Annotated in this window: 14 protein-coding genes; all 14 read right to left on the bottom strand. The window is 34.2% G+C overall.

All coding sequences use genetic code 11. The features are described 5' to 3' along the window. Nucleotides 1–19: 19 nt before the first annotated feature. A complete protein-coding gene (locus LN736_RS07010) occupies nucleotides 20–2,281 on the bottom strand; it encodes an FtsK/SpoIIIE family DNA translocase (RefSeq protein WP_150356430.1) in 2,262 nt (753 codons plus the stop codon). A 181-nt stretch (nucleotides 2,282–2,462) separates the two neighbouring features. Beyond that, nucleotides 2,463–3,143 (bottom strand): ClpP family protease, encoded by a 681-nt coding sequence (locus LN736_RS07015; RefSeq protein ID WP_150356431.1) that lies wholly within the window; start codon nucleotides 3,141–3,143, stop codon nucleotides 2,463–2,465. A gap of 58 nt (nucleotides 3,144–3,201) precedes the next feature. Continuing rightward, nucleotides 3,202–4,407, bottom strand: a complete 1,206-nt coding sequence (gene dapG / locus LN736_RS07020) for an aspartate kinase (RefSeq protein ID WP_150356432.1) — start codon at nucleotides 4,405–4,407, stop codon at nucleotides 3,202–3,204. 80 nt (nucleotides 4,408–4,487) lie between these two features. Beyond that, entirely contained in the window at nucleotides 4,488–4,760 is a 273-nt protein-coding gene (locus tag LN736_RS07025) for a YlmC/YmxH family sporulation protein (protein WP_150356433.1), read from the bottom strand. Between the two features lie 124 nt (nucleotides 4,761–4,884). Further along, on the bottom strand, nucleotides 4,885–6,183 hold the full coding sequence (locus LN736_RS07030) for a M16 family metallopeptidase (protein WP_150356434.1): 1,299 nt from the start codon (nucleotides 6,181–6,183) through the stop codon (nucleotides 4,885–4,887). 110 nt (nucleotides 6,184–6,293) lie between these two features. Then, complete coding sequence (locus LN736_RS07035; RefSeq protein WP_150356435.1) at nucleotides 6,294–8,423, bottom strand: polyribonucleotide nucleotidyltransferase; 2,130 nt, start codon at nucleotides 8,421–8,423, stop codon at nucleotides 6,294–6,296. Nucleotides 8,424–8,495: 72 nt separating this feature from the next. Then, nucleotides 8,496–8,759 (bottom strand): 30S ribosomal protein S15, encoded by a 264-nt coding sequence (gene rpsO, locus LN736_RS07040; protein WP_150356436.1) that lies wholly within the window; start codon nucleotides 8,757–8,759, stop codon nucleotides 8,496–8,498. A 128-nt stretch (nucleotides 8,760–8,887) separates the two neighbouring features. Continuing rightward, entirely contained in the window at nucleotides 8,888–9,811 is a 924-nt protein-coding gene (locus tag LN736_RS07045) for a bifunctional riboflavin kinase/FAD synthetase (RefSeq protein ID WP_150356437.1), read from the bottom strand. 2 nt (nucleotides 9,812–9,813) lie between these two features. Further along, complete coding sequence (truB, locus tag LN736_RS07050; RefSeq protein WP_229981259.1) at nucleotides 9,814–10,692, bottom strand: tRNA pseudouridine(55) synthase TruB; 879 nt, start codon at nucleotides 10,690–10,692, stop codon at nucleotides 9,814–9,816. Continuing rightward, nucleotides 10,692–11,654: a DHH family phosphoesterase gene (locus LN736_RS07055; protein WP_229981260.1), complete on the bottom strand. Its 963-nt coding sequence runs from the start codon at nucleotides 11,652–11,654 to the stop codon at nucleotides 10,692–10,694. Before LN736_RS07055 ends, truB begins: the two co-directional genes overlap by 1 nt. Continuing rightward, nucleotides 11,641–12,006: a 30S ribosome-binding factor RbfA gene (gene rbfA / locus LN736_RS07060; protein ID WP_150356440.1), complete on the bottom strand. Its 366-nt coding sequence runs from the start codon at nucleotides 12,004–12,006 to the stop codon at nucleotides 11,641–11,643. Before rbfA ends, LN736_RS07055 begins: the two co-directional genes overlap by 14 nt. A gap of 17 nt (nucleotides 12,007–12,023) precedes the next feature. Beyond that, complete coding sequence (gene infB / locus LN736_RS07065; protein ID WP_150356441.1) at nucleotides 12,024–14,105, bottom strand: translation initiation factor IF-2; 2,082 nt, start codon at nucleotides 14,103–14,105, stop codon at nucleotides 12,024–12,026. 120 nt (nucleotides 14,106–14,225) lie between these two features. After that, nucleotides 14,226–14,495, bottom strand: coding sequence for an RNase P modulator RnpM (gene rnpM / locus LN736_RS07070; RefSeq protein WP_150356442.1), 270 nt, complete (start codon nucleotides 14,493–14,495; stop codon nucleotides 14,226–14,228). Between the two features lie 33 nt (nucleotides 14,496–14,528). Beyond that, nucleotides 14,529–15,632 carry a transcription termination factor NusA gene (nusA, locus tag LN736_RS07075; protein WP_150356443.1) on the bottom strand — a complete coding sequence of 368 codons (1,104 nt, stop codon included), beginning with the start codon at nucleotides 15,630–15,632 and terminating at the stop codon, nucleotides 14,529–14,531. Between the last annotated feature and the right edge of the window lie 18 nt (nucleotides 15,633–15,650).

Genomic DNA, 15,650 nt, shown 5'->3' on the forward strand with positions numbered 1-15,650 from the left:
TGTGAATTGTAAATTGCATTCAATCTTTCCGGTCAATAAGTATCCGCCTTGGTTTACTTCCGTCTTTTTTTGATATTATCTCCCTTTCTTCCATCTGCTCTATTATCCTAGCTGCCCTGTTGTATCCTATTCTGAGCCTTCTTTGGAGCAGTGAAGTAGAAGCTTGTCCTGCATCTAATACAACTCTAATAGCTTCATCTAAAAGCTCATCGCAGTTATCATCAGCTTTAGTTACATTCGTATCTATCTGCTCTATTATTTTATCTTCATATTGTGGTTCGCCCTGTTTATTTTTTATGTAATCCACAACTTTTTCCACCTCATTTTCAGATATAAATGCCCCCTGTATTCTCATGGGCTTCGCTTCTCCCACAGGATAAAACAGCATATCTCCTTTTCCGAGCAGTTTCTCAGCACCGCTGCTGTCAATTATAGTTCTGGAATCAATTTGACTGGATACTGCAAATGATATCCTAGAAGGGATATTGGCTTTTATCACCCCTGTAATTACATCCACAGAAGGTCTCTGGGTGGCTATAACCAAATGCATACCTGCAGCTCTCGACATTTGAGCAAGACGTCCTATATAATCCTCCACTTCATTTGGGCACACCATCATTAAGTCTGAAAGTTCATCAATTATTATTACTACAAAAGGAAGTTTGCTTTCTATTTTTCCGCTTTCAAATAATTCATTATACCCTTCTATATTTCTAACACTGTTATCCGCAAAAAGTTTATATCTTCTATTCATTTCCTGCACAGCCCAATTTAATGCTCCTGCCGCTTTTTTAGGATCTGTCACTACAGGTATGAGCAAATGTGGTATCCCATTGTATACACTGAGTTCCACCACTTTAGGATCCACCATTAAAAATTTAACGTCATCAGGTGAATATTTATAGAGCAAACTCACTATAAGAGTATTTATACAAACACTTTTACCTGAACCTGTAGCACCTGCTATGAGCATATGTGGCATTTTCGTAAGATCTGATACTATACAATTTCCACCTATATCCTTTCCCAAACAATAAGCTAATTTATTTTTCGAATTCATAAACTCTTGAGATTCCACAACTTCTCTTAAATATACCGGCGTAAGTTCTTTATTTGGGACTTCTATGCCAATTGCAGATTTTCCCGGTATAGGGGCTTCTATTCTCACTCCTGATGCAGCAAGTCCAAGTGCTATATCATCAGATAAATTGACAATTTTACTCACCTTAATTCCAGGGCTTGGTTGAATTTCAAATCTAGTTACAGAAGGTCCTCTGCTAACCTGAAGTACTTTCACATCTACTCCAAAGCTGGCTAGAGTCTCTTCTAATTTATTTGCACTGTTTATCAATTCCCTTTTATCCTGCTTATTCAGCTTGGACTGGATATTTTGTTTCAATAAACTCACTGGAGGAGATTTATATATGGTACTTAATTTTTTCTCACTTTCTGTCATTTTCTTTTCCAGTTCCTCATTTATAGAATTTGATTTCCCTCCGGCAAACCCATTTTTATCACCGTTAAAATCATCCAATTTTTCATTATACAAAGGCTTGCTCATATAATCCTCTTCTTTTGGATCTGAAGATTTCATAAAATCCAGTATCTTTATCCTATTGTTTAAATTTTTAATAAAACCAGCCTTTTCATCTCCTTCAGTATCGTGCCCATCATTTTTTAATTCTCTATTTTCCATCTTATTGTCTTCTTTAATTTTAATGTCCTCACTGTCTTTTTTTCTTGTAAATATCACTTTTAATTTATTCAATATATCATAAACAGTAATTTTACTTATAATCATAAATGAAATTATATAAAGAGCTGCAAATATGATATAGCATCCCGTATTTCCAAACAGCTTATATAATGGTACATCTATCAAAAAGCTTATTATTCCTCCATGAAATATGGTGTCTGAGTCATATAGTTTTTTTACTCCTGAAAATAAATCATATTCAGAGTAATACTTTGACATTACAAGCATCTGCATAAATAAAAGGGTATTTATAATAAAAAGAAGAATTCCATAAAATTTTTTGCTGAAATTTATTTTATTCTTTTTTATAATAAGACAGCATCCTATAAATATTATGAGTATAGGGAATATATAGCATCCTAATCCAAACACAGCTATCAAAAGTCTTTTTATAAATCTTCCAGCTATTCCAGAGGAAGATGGTGAAAATACACTTATTATCATAAGCACTCCCAGTGTAGCAAGTAATATACCTTTTACATCCCTGTTAAAGATATGCTCCTGCTTTCTTCTACTTCTAGACATATGTTACCACCTCCTTCAAGTGCAAAGAAATATTTAATAAGTCCTAAAGTGAAAAGTTCCCTAATAAATATTCTACATCACTTTCTCTTTTCCTCTAATAATTTTGCAGCATAATCTCATCATCAGATAAATATAAATTACCATAGGATTTATCCTATGGTGACTTTTAATAGGTCTTTAATTATTTGATCATGTCATTTAATTTTTTAAGAGCCTCACTTATTCCCCCCACTTCATCAATCAAACCCTGCTGCACCGCCTGCTTACCAATCAGTATAGTTCCCGTATCGTTTAGCAATTCATCTGTTTGAAGCATAAGTTCAATCAATTTTTTTTCAGTTATATTAGATGTTCTAACAATAAATTCATTTATCCTATCCTGCATTTTGCTAAAGTACTCAAAAGTCTTTGGAACTCCAATCACCATTCCAGTCATTCTTATGGGATGCACAATCATGGTAGCCGTAGGAGATATAAATGAATAATCAGACGCCGTAGCAAGAGGTACGCCAATGGAATGTCCTCCCCCTATAACGAGAGATACTGTAGGTTTACTCAAGCTCCTTATCATCTCCGATATGGCAAGACCAGCCTCTACATCCCCACCTACAGTATTTAAAACCACCAGCAATCCTTTTACACTACTGTCACTTTCAACAGCAATTAAATTTGGTATTACATGTTCATATTTAGTGCTTTTGGTTTCAGAAGGCAGTACCACATGCCCTTCTATCTGGCCTATTATTGGAAGTATTTGGATTGGGCTGTTTCTCTGCTGTGGAATATTTGTAACACCCAGCTCTTTTATGTTTTGAAGCTGGCTGTTATTCTTCTGGGTTTCATTATTTATTTTATCCGACATTTTAATCTCCTCCTTAAACGATTTTATCTTATGCATTTTAGGAGATTCATATACCTTTTTACTTTTCACCCAATAGAAATTCCCTATGAAGGGCATTTATGGCTTTACTTGCTTTACTTCTTTCAACAAGACACCATATGGTAGTATGGGAATCAGCAGTTTGAAGTACTTTTATATTCTCTCTAGACAGTACTTTCAATATCTTTGCAATAACTCCTGGCACCCCTCTCATGCCGCTTCCAATGAGGGCTATTTTAGTACATTCTTTTATAGCATTATAATTGAGACCGAGATTTTTCATCACTATCTTAAAATTATCCATATCCTCATTACCTATAGTAAACACTTCCTCATAGGGAAACACATTTATCAAATCTATACTTATAAGATTATTTGCCAGCTCATCTAATAATGTATAATAATTTTCAGAATCTTTGTTTTCACTATATTTCACCGTAATCTGAACTCTGTCATCCATGGATGTTATACCGTTTACGACTTTACCAGATGCCCCCGCCGCAGAATTGCTTATGACGGTGCCTTTTCCATCATTCAATGTGTTCTTTATAACTAAAGGTACATTTCCATTCATGGCTATTTTTACGGCTCTTGGGTGTATGACCTTGGCTCCTTGATCTGCCATTTGGAACACCTCATTATAGCTTATCTTTTCAATCAATGAGGCATCAGATACTATTCTAGGATCTGCCGTCATTATTCCATCTACATCTGTATATATTTCTACGGATTCTGCATTTAAAGCAGTACCCAAAAGTGCTGCGGTAACATCACTTCCGCCTCTTCCCAATGTAGTTACATATCCATTTTCAGATACTCCTTGAAATCCAGCAACTATCGGAATTTTTCCACTTTCCAATATACTGGTCAGTTTGCCTTTTTCCACCCTTAAAACAGCAGCATCATTATAATTATCATCAGTAATTATTCCTGCCTGTCCTCCTGTTAGGGGAACAACATCCATTTTTAATTTTGAGAGCTCATCAGCAACAACTACAGTACTTATTATCTCCCCACAACTCATAAGCAAATCAATACTTAACGGACTGCTATTTCTAAAATCTCTGCTGACCAGAGATAGAAGCGTATCTGTAGCATAGGGTTGACCTTTTCTACCCATAGCTGAAACAACTACAACTGGTGAAAATCCCTTATTCTTGGCCTTAATTATTTTATTTACTACTCTATTTCTTCTTTCATGAGTAGAAACAGAAGTCCCTCCAAATTTTTGAATTAGTATTCTCATTTTAGTCCTCCATAATTTTTGACAATTTATAATTTACAATGCACAATTGACAGTTGACAATTTAAAAATCTTCAACTGTACTATCGCACTTTTTTGAGATTTTTTTCCTCCACATCTATAATAATTGTCTTAGCTCCTATTTTCTTGACATATTCCCAGGGAACCTCTATGAACTCACTTTTACCAAAAATACCAAATTTAGTTTTATTATCACTTAAAATCAATATCTTTAGGTTCCCCTCAGAATCAACTATTATGTCATTGTTCCCCAGATAATTGTATTTATTGCCATCATTCACATTAATAATTTCATATCTTTCCATTTCACTATAATATTTTATATTTTGATCCATAGTATCCTCCCACTTATATTATATAAAATATATCATTACTACATACTATGAACAATGTACATAACTTATTCTACAAGCTTCATAATCATATAAAATCCCAAATTCATACTCATTCTAATAAATTTTATAAAAAGCTGCTCTTTGATCCCTGAAAAGGTTTTATATCTTTATCCAATAAATTTTTTACAATTTCCATATCTATATTATCACCTACGAATGCGGAATTCACTATTCCATTACAAAAAGTGTTCTTCATCACTCTGTTTAGAATATCTTCATCTATGTTGTTTATCTTTTCTATTATATCTTCAGGAGTATTTAACTTATTGGTAAATAATAGAGATTTACCGTTATTAAACATCCTGCTGCTTATGCTTTCCATACCCAATATATAGTTTCCTTTTAACTGTTCTTTTGATTTTTTCAATTTACCAGGTTTAATGCCATTTTTTGAAAATAGCTCTAACTCTTCTTTTATTCTGCATATCACATCATAAACATACTTCGCATTTAATCCAGTATACACAATAACTACACCATTATTATTAAAAGAAGTCAAATAAGAATATACAGAATAACAAAGACCTTTTTCCTCACGTATCTTCTGAAACAATATAGAAGAAGCTCCACCTCCATATATATTATTCAATAATAAAAGTGGATATATATCATCACTGCCTCCTTTAACTCCCTGTATCCCTAAGCTCAAATGAAGCTGTTCTATATTCTTTCTCTTCAAAAGATGGTTATTTAGAAGTTTTGGGAAAGAATAATTGGTGATAACCTTGTCTTTTCCACACCAGTTTTTAAAATATTTTTCTATCAATTTCTCTACATTTTTTAAATTTACCTTGCCGGCTATAGATATTACGGAATTTTCAGGTATATAACGAGAATTTATATATTCCAGCAGCTGTTTTCTATTAAAGGATTTCACAGTATCAGCATTTCCCAGTATGGGAAGAGATATAGAATCATTTCCCCACATGGCTTTATTGTGAAGATCCGACAATACATCTTCTGGTAAATCTTCACTCATATTTATCTCTTCAACTATAACGCCCTTTTCCTTTTCGATATCTTCAGGTAAAAATTTACTGTTAAACAACATATCCGCTAAAACATCTATAGCCAAATCCAAATGAGTATCCAATACTTTTACATAAAAACATGTAGCTTCCTTCCCCGTAAAAGCATTTATCTGTCCACCAACATCTTCTATTGATTCAGCTATTTCAAGTGCAGTTCTATTAGCTGTGCCTTTAAACAGCATATGTTCAATAAAATGAGAAATACCATTATTGTATTTTTCTTCATTTCTAGATCCACTTTTTATCCAGAGGCCCACACTTACAGAATTTACATAATCTATATTTTCTACGACTACTCTTAATCCATTATCTAACTTAAATAAATTATACATTAAAAGTTTCACCTCTTTCACTAGACAGTTTTAATTTATTATCAAAATTATTCCCACAAGGTGTAAAAAAATCACATTAAAAAATAAAAAGGCACCTAAGCCCTTCTATTTTACTGTTTTACCTTTGAATCTTTTCCCTTTAGATCTTTTTTCTCAGAATCTTTTATGGCATCTTTTCTGGAAAGATTTATTCTACCTTGATTATCTATATCAGTTACTTTGACCAATATCTTATCTCCTACAGATACTACGTCTTCTACCTTATTCACTCTGGTAAAATCCAATTTTGAGATATGAACCAGTCCTTCTTTACCTGGAAGTACTTCAACAAATGCTCCAAAATTAGTTGTTTTGGTAACCTTACCCAGATATATCTCTCCCACCACTACTTCTTTAGTAAGATCGTCAATTATTTTCAATGCCTTCTTTGCACTTGCAGTGTCATCTGACATAACAAATATTTTTCCATCTTCTTTTATATCTATTTTAACTCCAGTCTCTGCTATTATCTTGTTTATAACCTTTCCTCCGGAGCCTATTACATCCCTGATCTTTTCAGGATCTATGGACATGGTAAATGTCTTTGGAGCATATTTTGACAATTCTGCCCTTGGTGCAGGAATACATTCATGGATTTTTTCAAGTATAAATAACCTTGCTGTTCTTGCCCTATTGAGGGTTTCTTTTATACAGTTATTGGATAGCCCATGAATTTTTGTATCAAATTGAATGGCTGTAATGCCTTTTTCTGTTCCTCCAACTTTAAAGTCCATATCTCCGAAGAAATCCTCTAATCCCTGTATATCAGTCAATATTTCCTCCTGAGACATATCTTCGCTGGTTACAAGTCCCATAGCTATTCCCGCCGCCGGTCTTTTTATTGGGACACCTGCGTCCAAAAGAGCTAAAGTACTTCCACATATGCTGGCCTGAGAAGTAGAGCCGTTTGAACTCAACACCTCAGACACCAATCTTATGGTATAGGGAAATTCCTCTTCACTTGGTATAAGTGGTTCCAATGCTTTTTCAGCCAGAGCTCCATGACCTATTTCCCTTCTTCCTGGTCCTCTAAGAGGCTTTGTCTCACCTGTGCTGTAGGATGGAAAATTGTAGTGGTGAATATATCTCTTGGACTCTTCAGAACCCACTCCATCAAGTATCTGCACATCTCCCAGGGATCCCAACGTAGCTACAGTCATCACTTGAGTTAATCCTCTTGTAAAAAGTCCAGTGCCATGAGTTCTGGGAAGAATTCCCACTTCACAGCTTATAGGTCTTATTTCGTCAAATGCCCTTCCATCTACTCTTTTATGTTCTTTTAAAAGCATATTTCTAACTACTTCTTTTTTCATTCTGTAGACTATATCAGAAATATCAGCTTCACTATCCGGGTATTCTTCAGAAAATTGCCCATTTAATTTATCGTCTATATCTTTAAGCGCTTCATTTCTATTATCTCTGTCCTCTATATGCATGGCATCTTTTATCATATCAGAGGCAAACTCTCTAACTTTTTCCTCCAGGGCTTCATCCGCCTTGTACAATACAGGTTCAACTTTTTCTTTTCCATACTTCTTTATGATTTCTTCTTGAAATGCCACTATCTTTTTGCATTCTTCAAATCCACATATTATACCGTTGTACATTATATCCTCCGGTATTTCATCTCCTCCAGCTTCTACCATCATAACCCTGTCCTTAGTAGCACAAACTGTAAGATTTAAACTACTTTTTTCCCTTTGTTTTAAATCGGGATTAATTATGAATTTGCCATCTACCAGCCCTACGGACACTGCTCCCACCGGAGTAGTAAAAGGAATACTTGACATACATAGAGCTAATGAAGCTCCATTTATGGCCAATATGTCAGGTGCATTGTCCTGATCAACTGACAGTACAGTACATACTACCTGAACATCATTTCTATATCCCTTTGGAAACAGCGGCCTAAGTGGCCTATCTATCGCTCTAGCATGAAGTATGGCCTTTTCCGTTGGTTTACCCTCCCTTTTTATAAAACCTCCGGGAATCTTACCAACAGAGTACAGCCTCTCCTCATATTCTATGCTCAAAGGAAAAAAATCTACTCCTTCTCTAGGTTCATCTGACGAATTTGCATTGATTAAAACCACTGTATCTCCATAACTTATAAACATAGCGCAGTCAGAAAGTTTACCTACTTTTCCATAATCAACCTTTAAAACTCTTCCTGCCACAGTAGTTTGAATTATATCACTCATTAAAAATATACCTCCTACCAATGAATTACAATTCTATTAAAAGAATAGAGCGGCACAAGCCCGCTCCAAAAATTATTTTCTTAAATTTAACTCCTTAATAATAGCACGATATCTCTCAATATCCTGTCTAATTAAGTAATTAAGAAGACCTCTTCTCTTACCAACCATCATTAGAAGACCCCTTCTGGAATGATGATCTTTCTTATGGATTTTTAAATGTTCATTTAAATGATTAATTCTTTCAGTAAGCAGGGCTATCTGCACTTCAGGGGATCCTGTATCTCCCTCATGTCTTGCGTATTTTTTCATTATCGCATCTTTAACTGCCTTCTCCATTTTGTTACACCTCCAATTGTTAATCCCCTTTATTCCAAGAACAACGTTGGCAAGTCGAAATTCTTAGCATAAGGATCACGTCTGTAATTATAGCAAATAAACCTAGTATTGTAAATTAATTTTTAAAATTAATTTCCGGTTTTTTTACTCACATACACTTTATCTTTCTTTAATTGATCGGCTAATTCAGCTAAACTGTTGAATTTTACCTCATCTCTAATTCTCTCAATAAAATATATCTTTATGTTTCTATCATATATATCCCCGCTGAAGTCCAGTATATTGGTTTCAACGCTGAGTTTATTGTCATAGGTGGTGGGATTATATCCTACGTTAGTTATACCTTTAAATATTTTTCCATCTAATCCCACCATAGTATAATATACTCCGCCCTTTGGTATCACAAATTTTTTGTCATAATCCAGATTTACTGTGGGAAATCCCAGTTTTCTTCCTAACTGCTTTCCATGCATTACCTTTCCCTGTATCATAAAAGGCCTTGTCAAAAGTTTGTTTACCTTTTTCATATCCCCTTCATCAGTTACAATGGCTCTTATGATTGAACTGCTAACTATTTGTCCTTTATATTTTACAGAATCAATAACGCTTAAATGAAATTTATAAACTCTGCTCAACTTCTTTAATAAATTTACATCTCCTAAATTCTTGTATCCAAATCTATAGTTGAACCCAACCACAAATCCTTTGGCCCTATAGTTATTTAAAAGATGAATCACAAAGTCCTCAGGACCTATTTTCATAAGTTCTTCATTGAAGTTTACCATATTTATTATATCCAAACCCATATTTCTCAATACATCTATTTTAGATTGGTTATCCATCAAAATTTTAGGTGCCAAGTCAGGATTTATAGTCATAAGAGGATGATTTTTAAATGTAAATACCATACTCTTTGCCCTATTATTTCTAGCGAGTCTGATGGTCTTATTTATAAGACTCATATGTCCTAGATGAAGTCCGTCAAAGCTTCCCAATGCTATATATGTATTCTCTTTAAAATGTTCTTTAAAATTATCTTCTATAACTTTCATAATCAATTACCTCGAATAAATAACTTAACCATTTTAAATTCAAAAGTTTTATGCATGCCTAAACCCACAAACTCATTTTTACTTGTATACACTCTATACAGTCTATCCTTTGATATTTTATCTAAAAATATCTTATCCCTTATTGGAATTCCATTTAAAACATTTTTTACATACTTATCTTCAACTGTGAGTACAGGGTATTGTGACAGTGCGGTATCTACAGGAATAATGTATTGTAATATGTTTTTATCATTTAAGCTTTCTAAAGTAATTGAATTTAAAATGTCAAAGTTTCCAGTGGATATTCTCTTCAAGTCCCACATAACAGCTCCACAATTCAATCTATTTCCAATATCATTACAAAGACTTCTTATATAGGTTCCTTTAGAACACCTTACCTTAAATACTACATAGGGCAGCTTTATATCCACAATTTCTATAGAATATATCAGTATTTTCCTCTTTTTTCTTTCCACTTCTATGCCGCGTCTTGCCAGATCATAAAGTCTTTTTCCCTTCACCTTTATAGCAGAATACATAGGTGGAAGCTGGTCTATTTGCCCCTCAAAACTCAAAATCACATTCTCTATATTCCTTTTACTTAAGTTAAAATCTAAGATATTTATTACAGTACCCTCTCTGTCGTAAGTATCCGTTCTAATTCCAAGTTTCATCTGAGTTAAATATACTTTTTCATCTTTCATTATATAATCCACAAACTTGGTAGCCCTGCCTATACATACTGGCAATACTCCCGAAGCGATTGGATCAAGTGTACCAGCATGACCTACCTTCTTATTATGTGACAAAATCTTAATTTTCCTGACCACATCAAAGGATGTAATACCTGCAGGCTTATTTATATTCAAAACACCATCCATCATATAAACTCTTTTTCAACTTCTTCCAATATCATGTCTTCCACCTCATCCATAGACTTACCCTCAATTTTAAGGCCACTTGCCCTTAAATGTCCTCCGCCGCCAAATACTTCTGCTATTTTCCTAACATCCACTTTTGATTTTGATCTAAGGCTTGCTTTTATCCCGTCCTCTACCTGCTTTAACAAAATTCCCACTTCTACAGTATCTATCTTCATACCTATACTTATAATATCAGAAGTATCAATTTCTGAATTCATGTCAACTTCCGAAAGCATATCCCGTGTAATTTTCATAATACAAATCCTGTCTTCTACAAGTTTCATACCTTCAATAGCTTTCCCATAGAGTTTTATTCTCTGAAACTTTTTATTTTCAAACACAATTCTGTGAATTCCACTAAAGTCTATACCCGTATTTATTAAATCTCCTGCTATGGCATGGGTTACCGACGTGGTCGAACTATATCTAAAAGAGCCACTATCTGTAATTATAGATGTATAAAGACACTGTGCTATATCCTTATCTATATCTATATCCATAAGTTTAAGCATTTGATATACTATTTCCGCCACAGCGGCAGCATTTGTATCCACATAGTTTAAATTCCCATAGAGTTCATTTGTTACATGATGATCTACATTTATTATTTTGTATGCCCTGTTTTGAAAATCCAACTCCGCATCTATTCTCTTTACATCTCCGCAATCCAGCACTATAACACATTGAACATCTGAACCCACTTTAAAATTTTTACCATCTATCTCTTCACTGCAAGGTAAGAATTTAAAATCTTCCAATATTTTCTCTCTCGAAAGAATTTTAACTTCCTTGCCCATCTTTTTTAATCCTTGAAACAATGCCAGCGAGCTTCCAAGAGCATCTCCGTCAGGAGAAGAATGAAAAGTAATTGCAATGTTGTTACAGTTCCTTATTCTATTGATTATATCATTCATTATCATGTCTTTCATTCTCCTTTATTTTATGGAGGATATCATCTATATGCATTCCATATTCTATAGTATTGTCAAGTTCTATAATTATCTCTGGCGTGTTTCTCAGTTTTATCCTATGCCCAATTTCCCTTCTTATAAATCCCTCTGAATTTTTAAGTGCTTCAAAAGTGTTTTCTTTCGATTTATTTTTCCCATATATGCTTACATAAACTTTAGCATATTTCTGATCTTTTGTAACATCGACTTTCGTAACACTCACCATAGCAGTTACCCTTGGATCTTTTATATCATTTCTGATTATATTGCTTATTTCCTTTTTCATCTCTTCATTTATTCTTCCACTTCTATAGTTAGTCACAAAATATCACCTCGCATCTATAACTGTTTTTTCTTGACTTCTTCCATAGCATAAGCTTCTACTATATCTCCTTCTTTTATGTCATTAAATTTGTCAATTGAAAGACCGCATTCATACCCTTCGGCAACTTCCTTTACATCATCCTTAAATCTCTTTAAAGAGGCAAGTTCTGATTCAAATATAACTATACCATCCCTTATTATCCTTACCTTAGAGTTTCTCACTACTTTTCCCTGAACTACATAACAGCCTGCAATAGTTCCCACATTGGATATCTTATAAGTCTGCCTAATCTCTGCCTTCCCAAGTATTACTTCTTTATAGTCAGGTTCCAGCATTCCTACCATAGCAGCTTTTATATCTTCTATGGCATCGTATATTACTCTATAAGTTTTTATATCCACGGATTCTTTTTCAGCGGCATTCTGTGCATTTATATCAGGTCTCACATTAAATCCTATTATTATGGCATTTGAAGCTGCAGCTAGGGTCACATCTGTTTCCGTTATAGCTCCAACTGCCCCATGTATTACTCTGACTTTTACCTCTTCATTGGAAAGTTTTTGGAGAGATTGTTTTAGTGCCTCTATAGAACCTTGTACATCCGCTTTTACTATTACATTAAGCTCTTTTACTTTTCCCTCTTTTATCTGGCTATATAAATTCTCCAGTGAAACCTTATGAGTGGATTGAAGATATTCTTCCCTCACCTTTTGTTTTCTCTTTCCTGCTATATCCCTCGCAGTTTTTTCATCTTTGACCTGATGAAATCTGTCTCCTGCTGCTGGTACTTCAGATAATCCAAGTATCTCTACTGGAATGGAAGGTCCTGCTGATTTGATTTTCTTTCCCTTATCATCAAACATGGCCCTTATTCTCCCGTAGGTATTGCCTACTATTACAGAATCTCCTATATGAAGTGTTCCATTTTGAACTAACAAAGTGGCAACAGCTCCTCTTCCCTTATCTAACTTCGCCTCTATGACAGTTCCCTTTGCATTTCTGTGAGGATTTGCTTTTAGTTCCAGCATTTCTGCTGTTAAAAGTACCATCTCAAGTAATGTATCAATTCCCTCTTTAGTATGGGCAGATACTGGTATGCATATTGTATTTCCTCCCCAATCCTCAGGTATCAAATCATAATCTGTCAGACCTTGCTTTACTTTATCGACATTAGCTCCTGGCCTATCTATTTTATTTATAGCCACAACTATAGGTACATCTGCAGCCTTGCAATGATTTATTGCCTCTGCAGTTTGTGGCATTATTCCATCATCTGCCGCTACAACCAAAATAACTATATCTGTAATTTGAGCCCCCCTGGCTCTCATTGCAGTAAAAGCTTCGTGTCCTGGAGTATCAAGGAAAGTTATTTTTTCACCATTTATATTAACAGTATAGGCACCTATATGCTGTGTTATTCCTCCCGCTTCAGTAGCAGTTACATGTGATTTTCTTATGGCATCCAAAAGAGATGTCTTGCCGTGATCCACATGGCCCATAACAGTTATAATAGGAGGTCTTTTTTCTAGATTGGTATCCTCATCCTCTTCATCTTCCTGCTCTACTGCTTCTTTATCTATATCCTTTTCCTCTCTAAGTACAGTTATATTAAATTTTTCACCTAATTTTTTTGCTGTATTAAAATCTATTTCCTCATTTATAGCTGCCATTACCCCCATAAATATAAGCTGTTTGATGACTTCTGTAGAAGGCTTACCTATTTTTTCAGAAAACTCTTTCACAGTTATAGTATCTTCTATCTTTATACTTTCCTGTAAATCCTCATTTTTTAAACCTTTTTCTTTTTGCCTGTCATCTTTTTTATTAACCTCTTTAGCATTTCCATTTTTATTTCCGCGTTTATGGGATTTCTTATTCGTCAAATCATTCTTTTTGTCCTTTTCTTTTTCTTCTCCTTCCTCTCCTTCCTCCTTATTTTCTTCCATAAATTCCTTAATTAAATCTGCATCTTCTTCTTCTATAGCACTCATATGGTTTTTTACTTTTACCCCAAATTCTTCTAGCAATAATTCAATTAATTTTTTACTGGATATATTTAATTCTTTAGCCAATTCATAAATTCTTATTTTTGACAAATCCTTCACCTCCGAAACTAAAGTCTCTCATTTTTCCACAAGTTCAACAAAGTTTTCTCCCCTTATTATATCTCTCTACAATCTCTCCTGCACACTTTACCCATACCCCAATCAAGAAATTTACCTGCTATTTTCTATCTGTTCCCTCAAACTATTATATAAAGTTTCATCTATCTGCACTTCAAGGTTTTTTTGAAGCCTATTGTTTTTAAAGGCTTTTTCAAGACATTGAATATCTTTACATATATAAGCTCCTCTACCATTTTTCTTTCCAGTAGGATCTACGGAAACTTCACCTTCTTTGTTCTTTACTATTCTTATCAATTCCTTTTTAGGTTTCATCTCCATACAGCCTGTGCACATTCTCTTAGGAATTTTTCTTTGTTTCATATACATATCACCTCTATTTTAAAGTTCAAACATTCAGGAATCAATTTCCCCATTCTCAGGTTCCACAGTAAACTTATCTTCTTCATCTTTCGGTTCTACCTGAGATTTACTTTTTATATCTATTTTCCATCCCGTAAGTTTCGCTGCCAGTCTTACATTTTGCCCTTCCTTACCTATGGCTAAAGACAATTGATTGTCATCTACTACAACCTGTGCAAATTTCATATCTTCATCCAAAGTCACATCCAAAACCTTAGCTGGACTAAGTGCATTGGCTATATACTCTTCTGGAAGTTTACTCCACTTTATTATATCTATCTTTTCATTCTTTAACTCATTTACTATATTCTGAACTCTTACTCCCTTGGGTCCAACACAAGCTCCCATAGGATCTACATTCTCATCACTGGAATGTACAGCAATTTTTGTTCTAGAACCTGCTTCTCTTGCAATAGACTTTATATCAACAGTCCCATCAAATATCTCAGGTACCTCAAGTTCAAACAGTCTTTTTATAAGTCCCGGATGAGTTCTTGATATCACAATCTGAGCACCTTTTGTAGTGTTTTTAACCTCTACAATATACAATTTAAGTTTATCATTAAAATTATACTTTTCACCAGGTATCTGCTCATTGGGGCCAAGAACTGCTTCTGTCTTCCCCAAATCAATAAGAACGTTGTTCTTATCTTTCCTTATAACAGTCCCCGTTATCATATCCTCTTCCTTTTCTGCAAAATCACTGTATATAATTCTTCTCTCTTCCTCTTTTATTCGCTGGATAACCACCTGTTTTGCTGCCTGTGCAGCTACCCTCCCGAATTTTCTCGGAGTAACTTCTATATTAACTGTATCACCTATATTATAGTTTGGATCCAATTGTTTTGCATCCTCTAAACTCATTTCACTAATCTCATCCTTCAATTCTTCCACTACATTTTTTTGGGAATACACATGAATTTCTCCATTTTCCCTATTCATAGTAACCTTAACATTCTGATTGTTTACTCCATGCCCCATATAATTTTTCTTATAGGCAGCAACTAATGCATCCTCTATGGTGGCAAACAATAGCTCTTCACTTATTCCCTTTTCTCTTACTATTTCTCTTAAGGCTTCTATAAACTCTTTATTCATTTTAAAATATACCTCCCC

It is taken from the genome of Clostridium aromativorans (assembly GCF_020908015.1).
Lineage (GTDB): Bacteria > Bacillota > Clostridia > Clostridiales > Clostridiaceae > Clostridium_B > Clostridium_B aromativorans.

Bases quoted from the DNA above. Each gene is read 5' to 3' on its own strand.
- LN736_RS07010 (WP_150356430.1), bottom strand. From the start codon at position 2,281: ATGTCTAGAAGTAGAAGAAAGCAGGAGCATATCTTTAACAGGGATGTA.
- LN736_RS07015 (WP_150356431.1), bottom strand. From the start codon at position 3,143: ATGTCGGATAAAATAAATAATGAAACCCAGAAGAATAACAGCCAGCTT.
- dapG (WP_150356432.1), bottom strand. From the start codon at position 4,407: ATGAGAATACTAATTCAAAAATTTGGAGGGACTTCTGTTTCTACTCAT.
- LN736_RS07025 (WP_150356433.1), bottom strand. From the start codon at position 4,760: ATGGATCAAAATATAAAATATTATAGTGAAATGGAAAGATATGAAATT.
- LN736_RS07030 (WP_150356434.1), bottom strand. From the start codon at position 6,183: ATGTATAATTTATTTAAGTTAGATAATGGATTAAGAGTAGTCGTAGAA.
- LN736_RS07035 (WP_150356435.1), bottom strand. From the start codon at position 8,423: ATGAGTGATATAATTCAAACTACTGTGGCAGGAAGAGTTTTAAAGGTT.
- rpsO (WP_150356436.1), bottom strand. From the start codon at position 8,759: ATGGAGAAGGCAGTTAAAGATGCGATAATGAAAAAATACGCAAGACAT.
- LN736_RS07045 (WP_150356437.1), bottom strand. From the start codon at position 9,811: ATGAAAGTTATAGAAGATAATTTTAAAGAACATTTTAAAGAGAATACA.
- truB (WP_229981259.1), bottom strand. From the start codon at position 10,692: ATGGATGGTGTTTTGAATATAAATAAGCCTGCAGGTATTACATCCTTT.
- LN736_RS07055 (WP_229981260.1), bottom strand. From the start codon at position 11,654: ATGATAATGAATGATATAATCAATAGAATAAGGAACTGTAACAACATT.
- rnpM (WP_150356442.1), bottom strand. From the start codon at position 14,495: ATGAAACAAAGAAAAATTCCTAAGAGAATGTGCACAGGCTGTATGGAG.
- nusA (WP_150356443.1), bottom strand. From the start codon at position 15,632: ATGAATAAAGAGTTTATAGAAGCCTTAAGAGAAATAGTAAGAGAAAAG.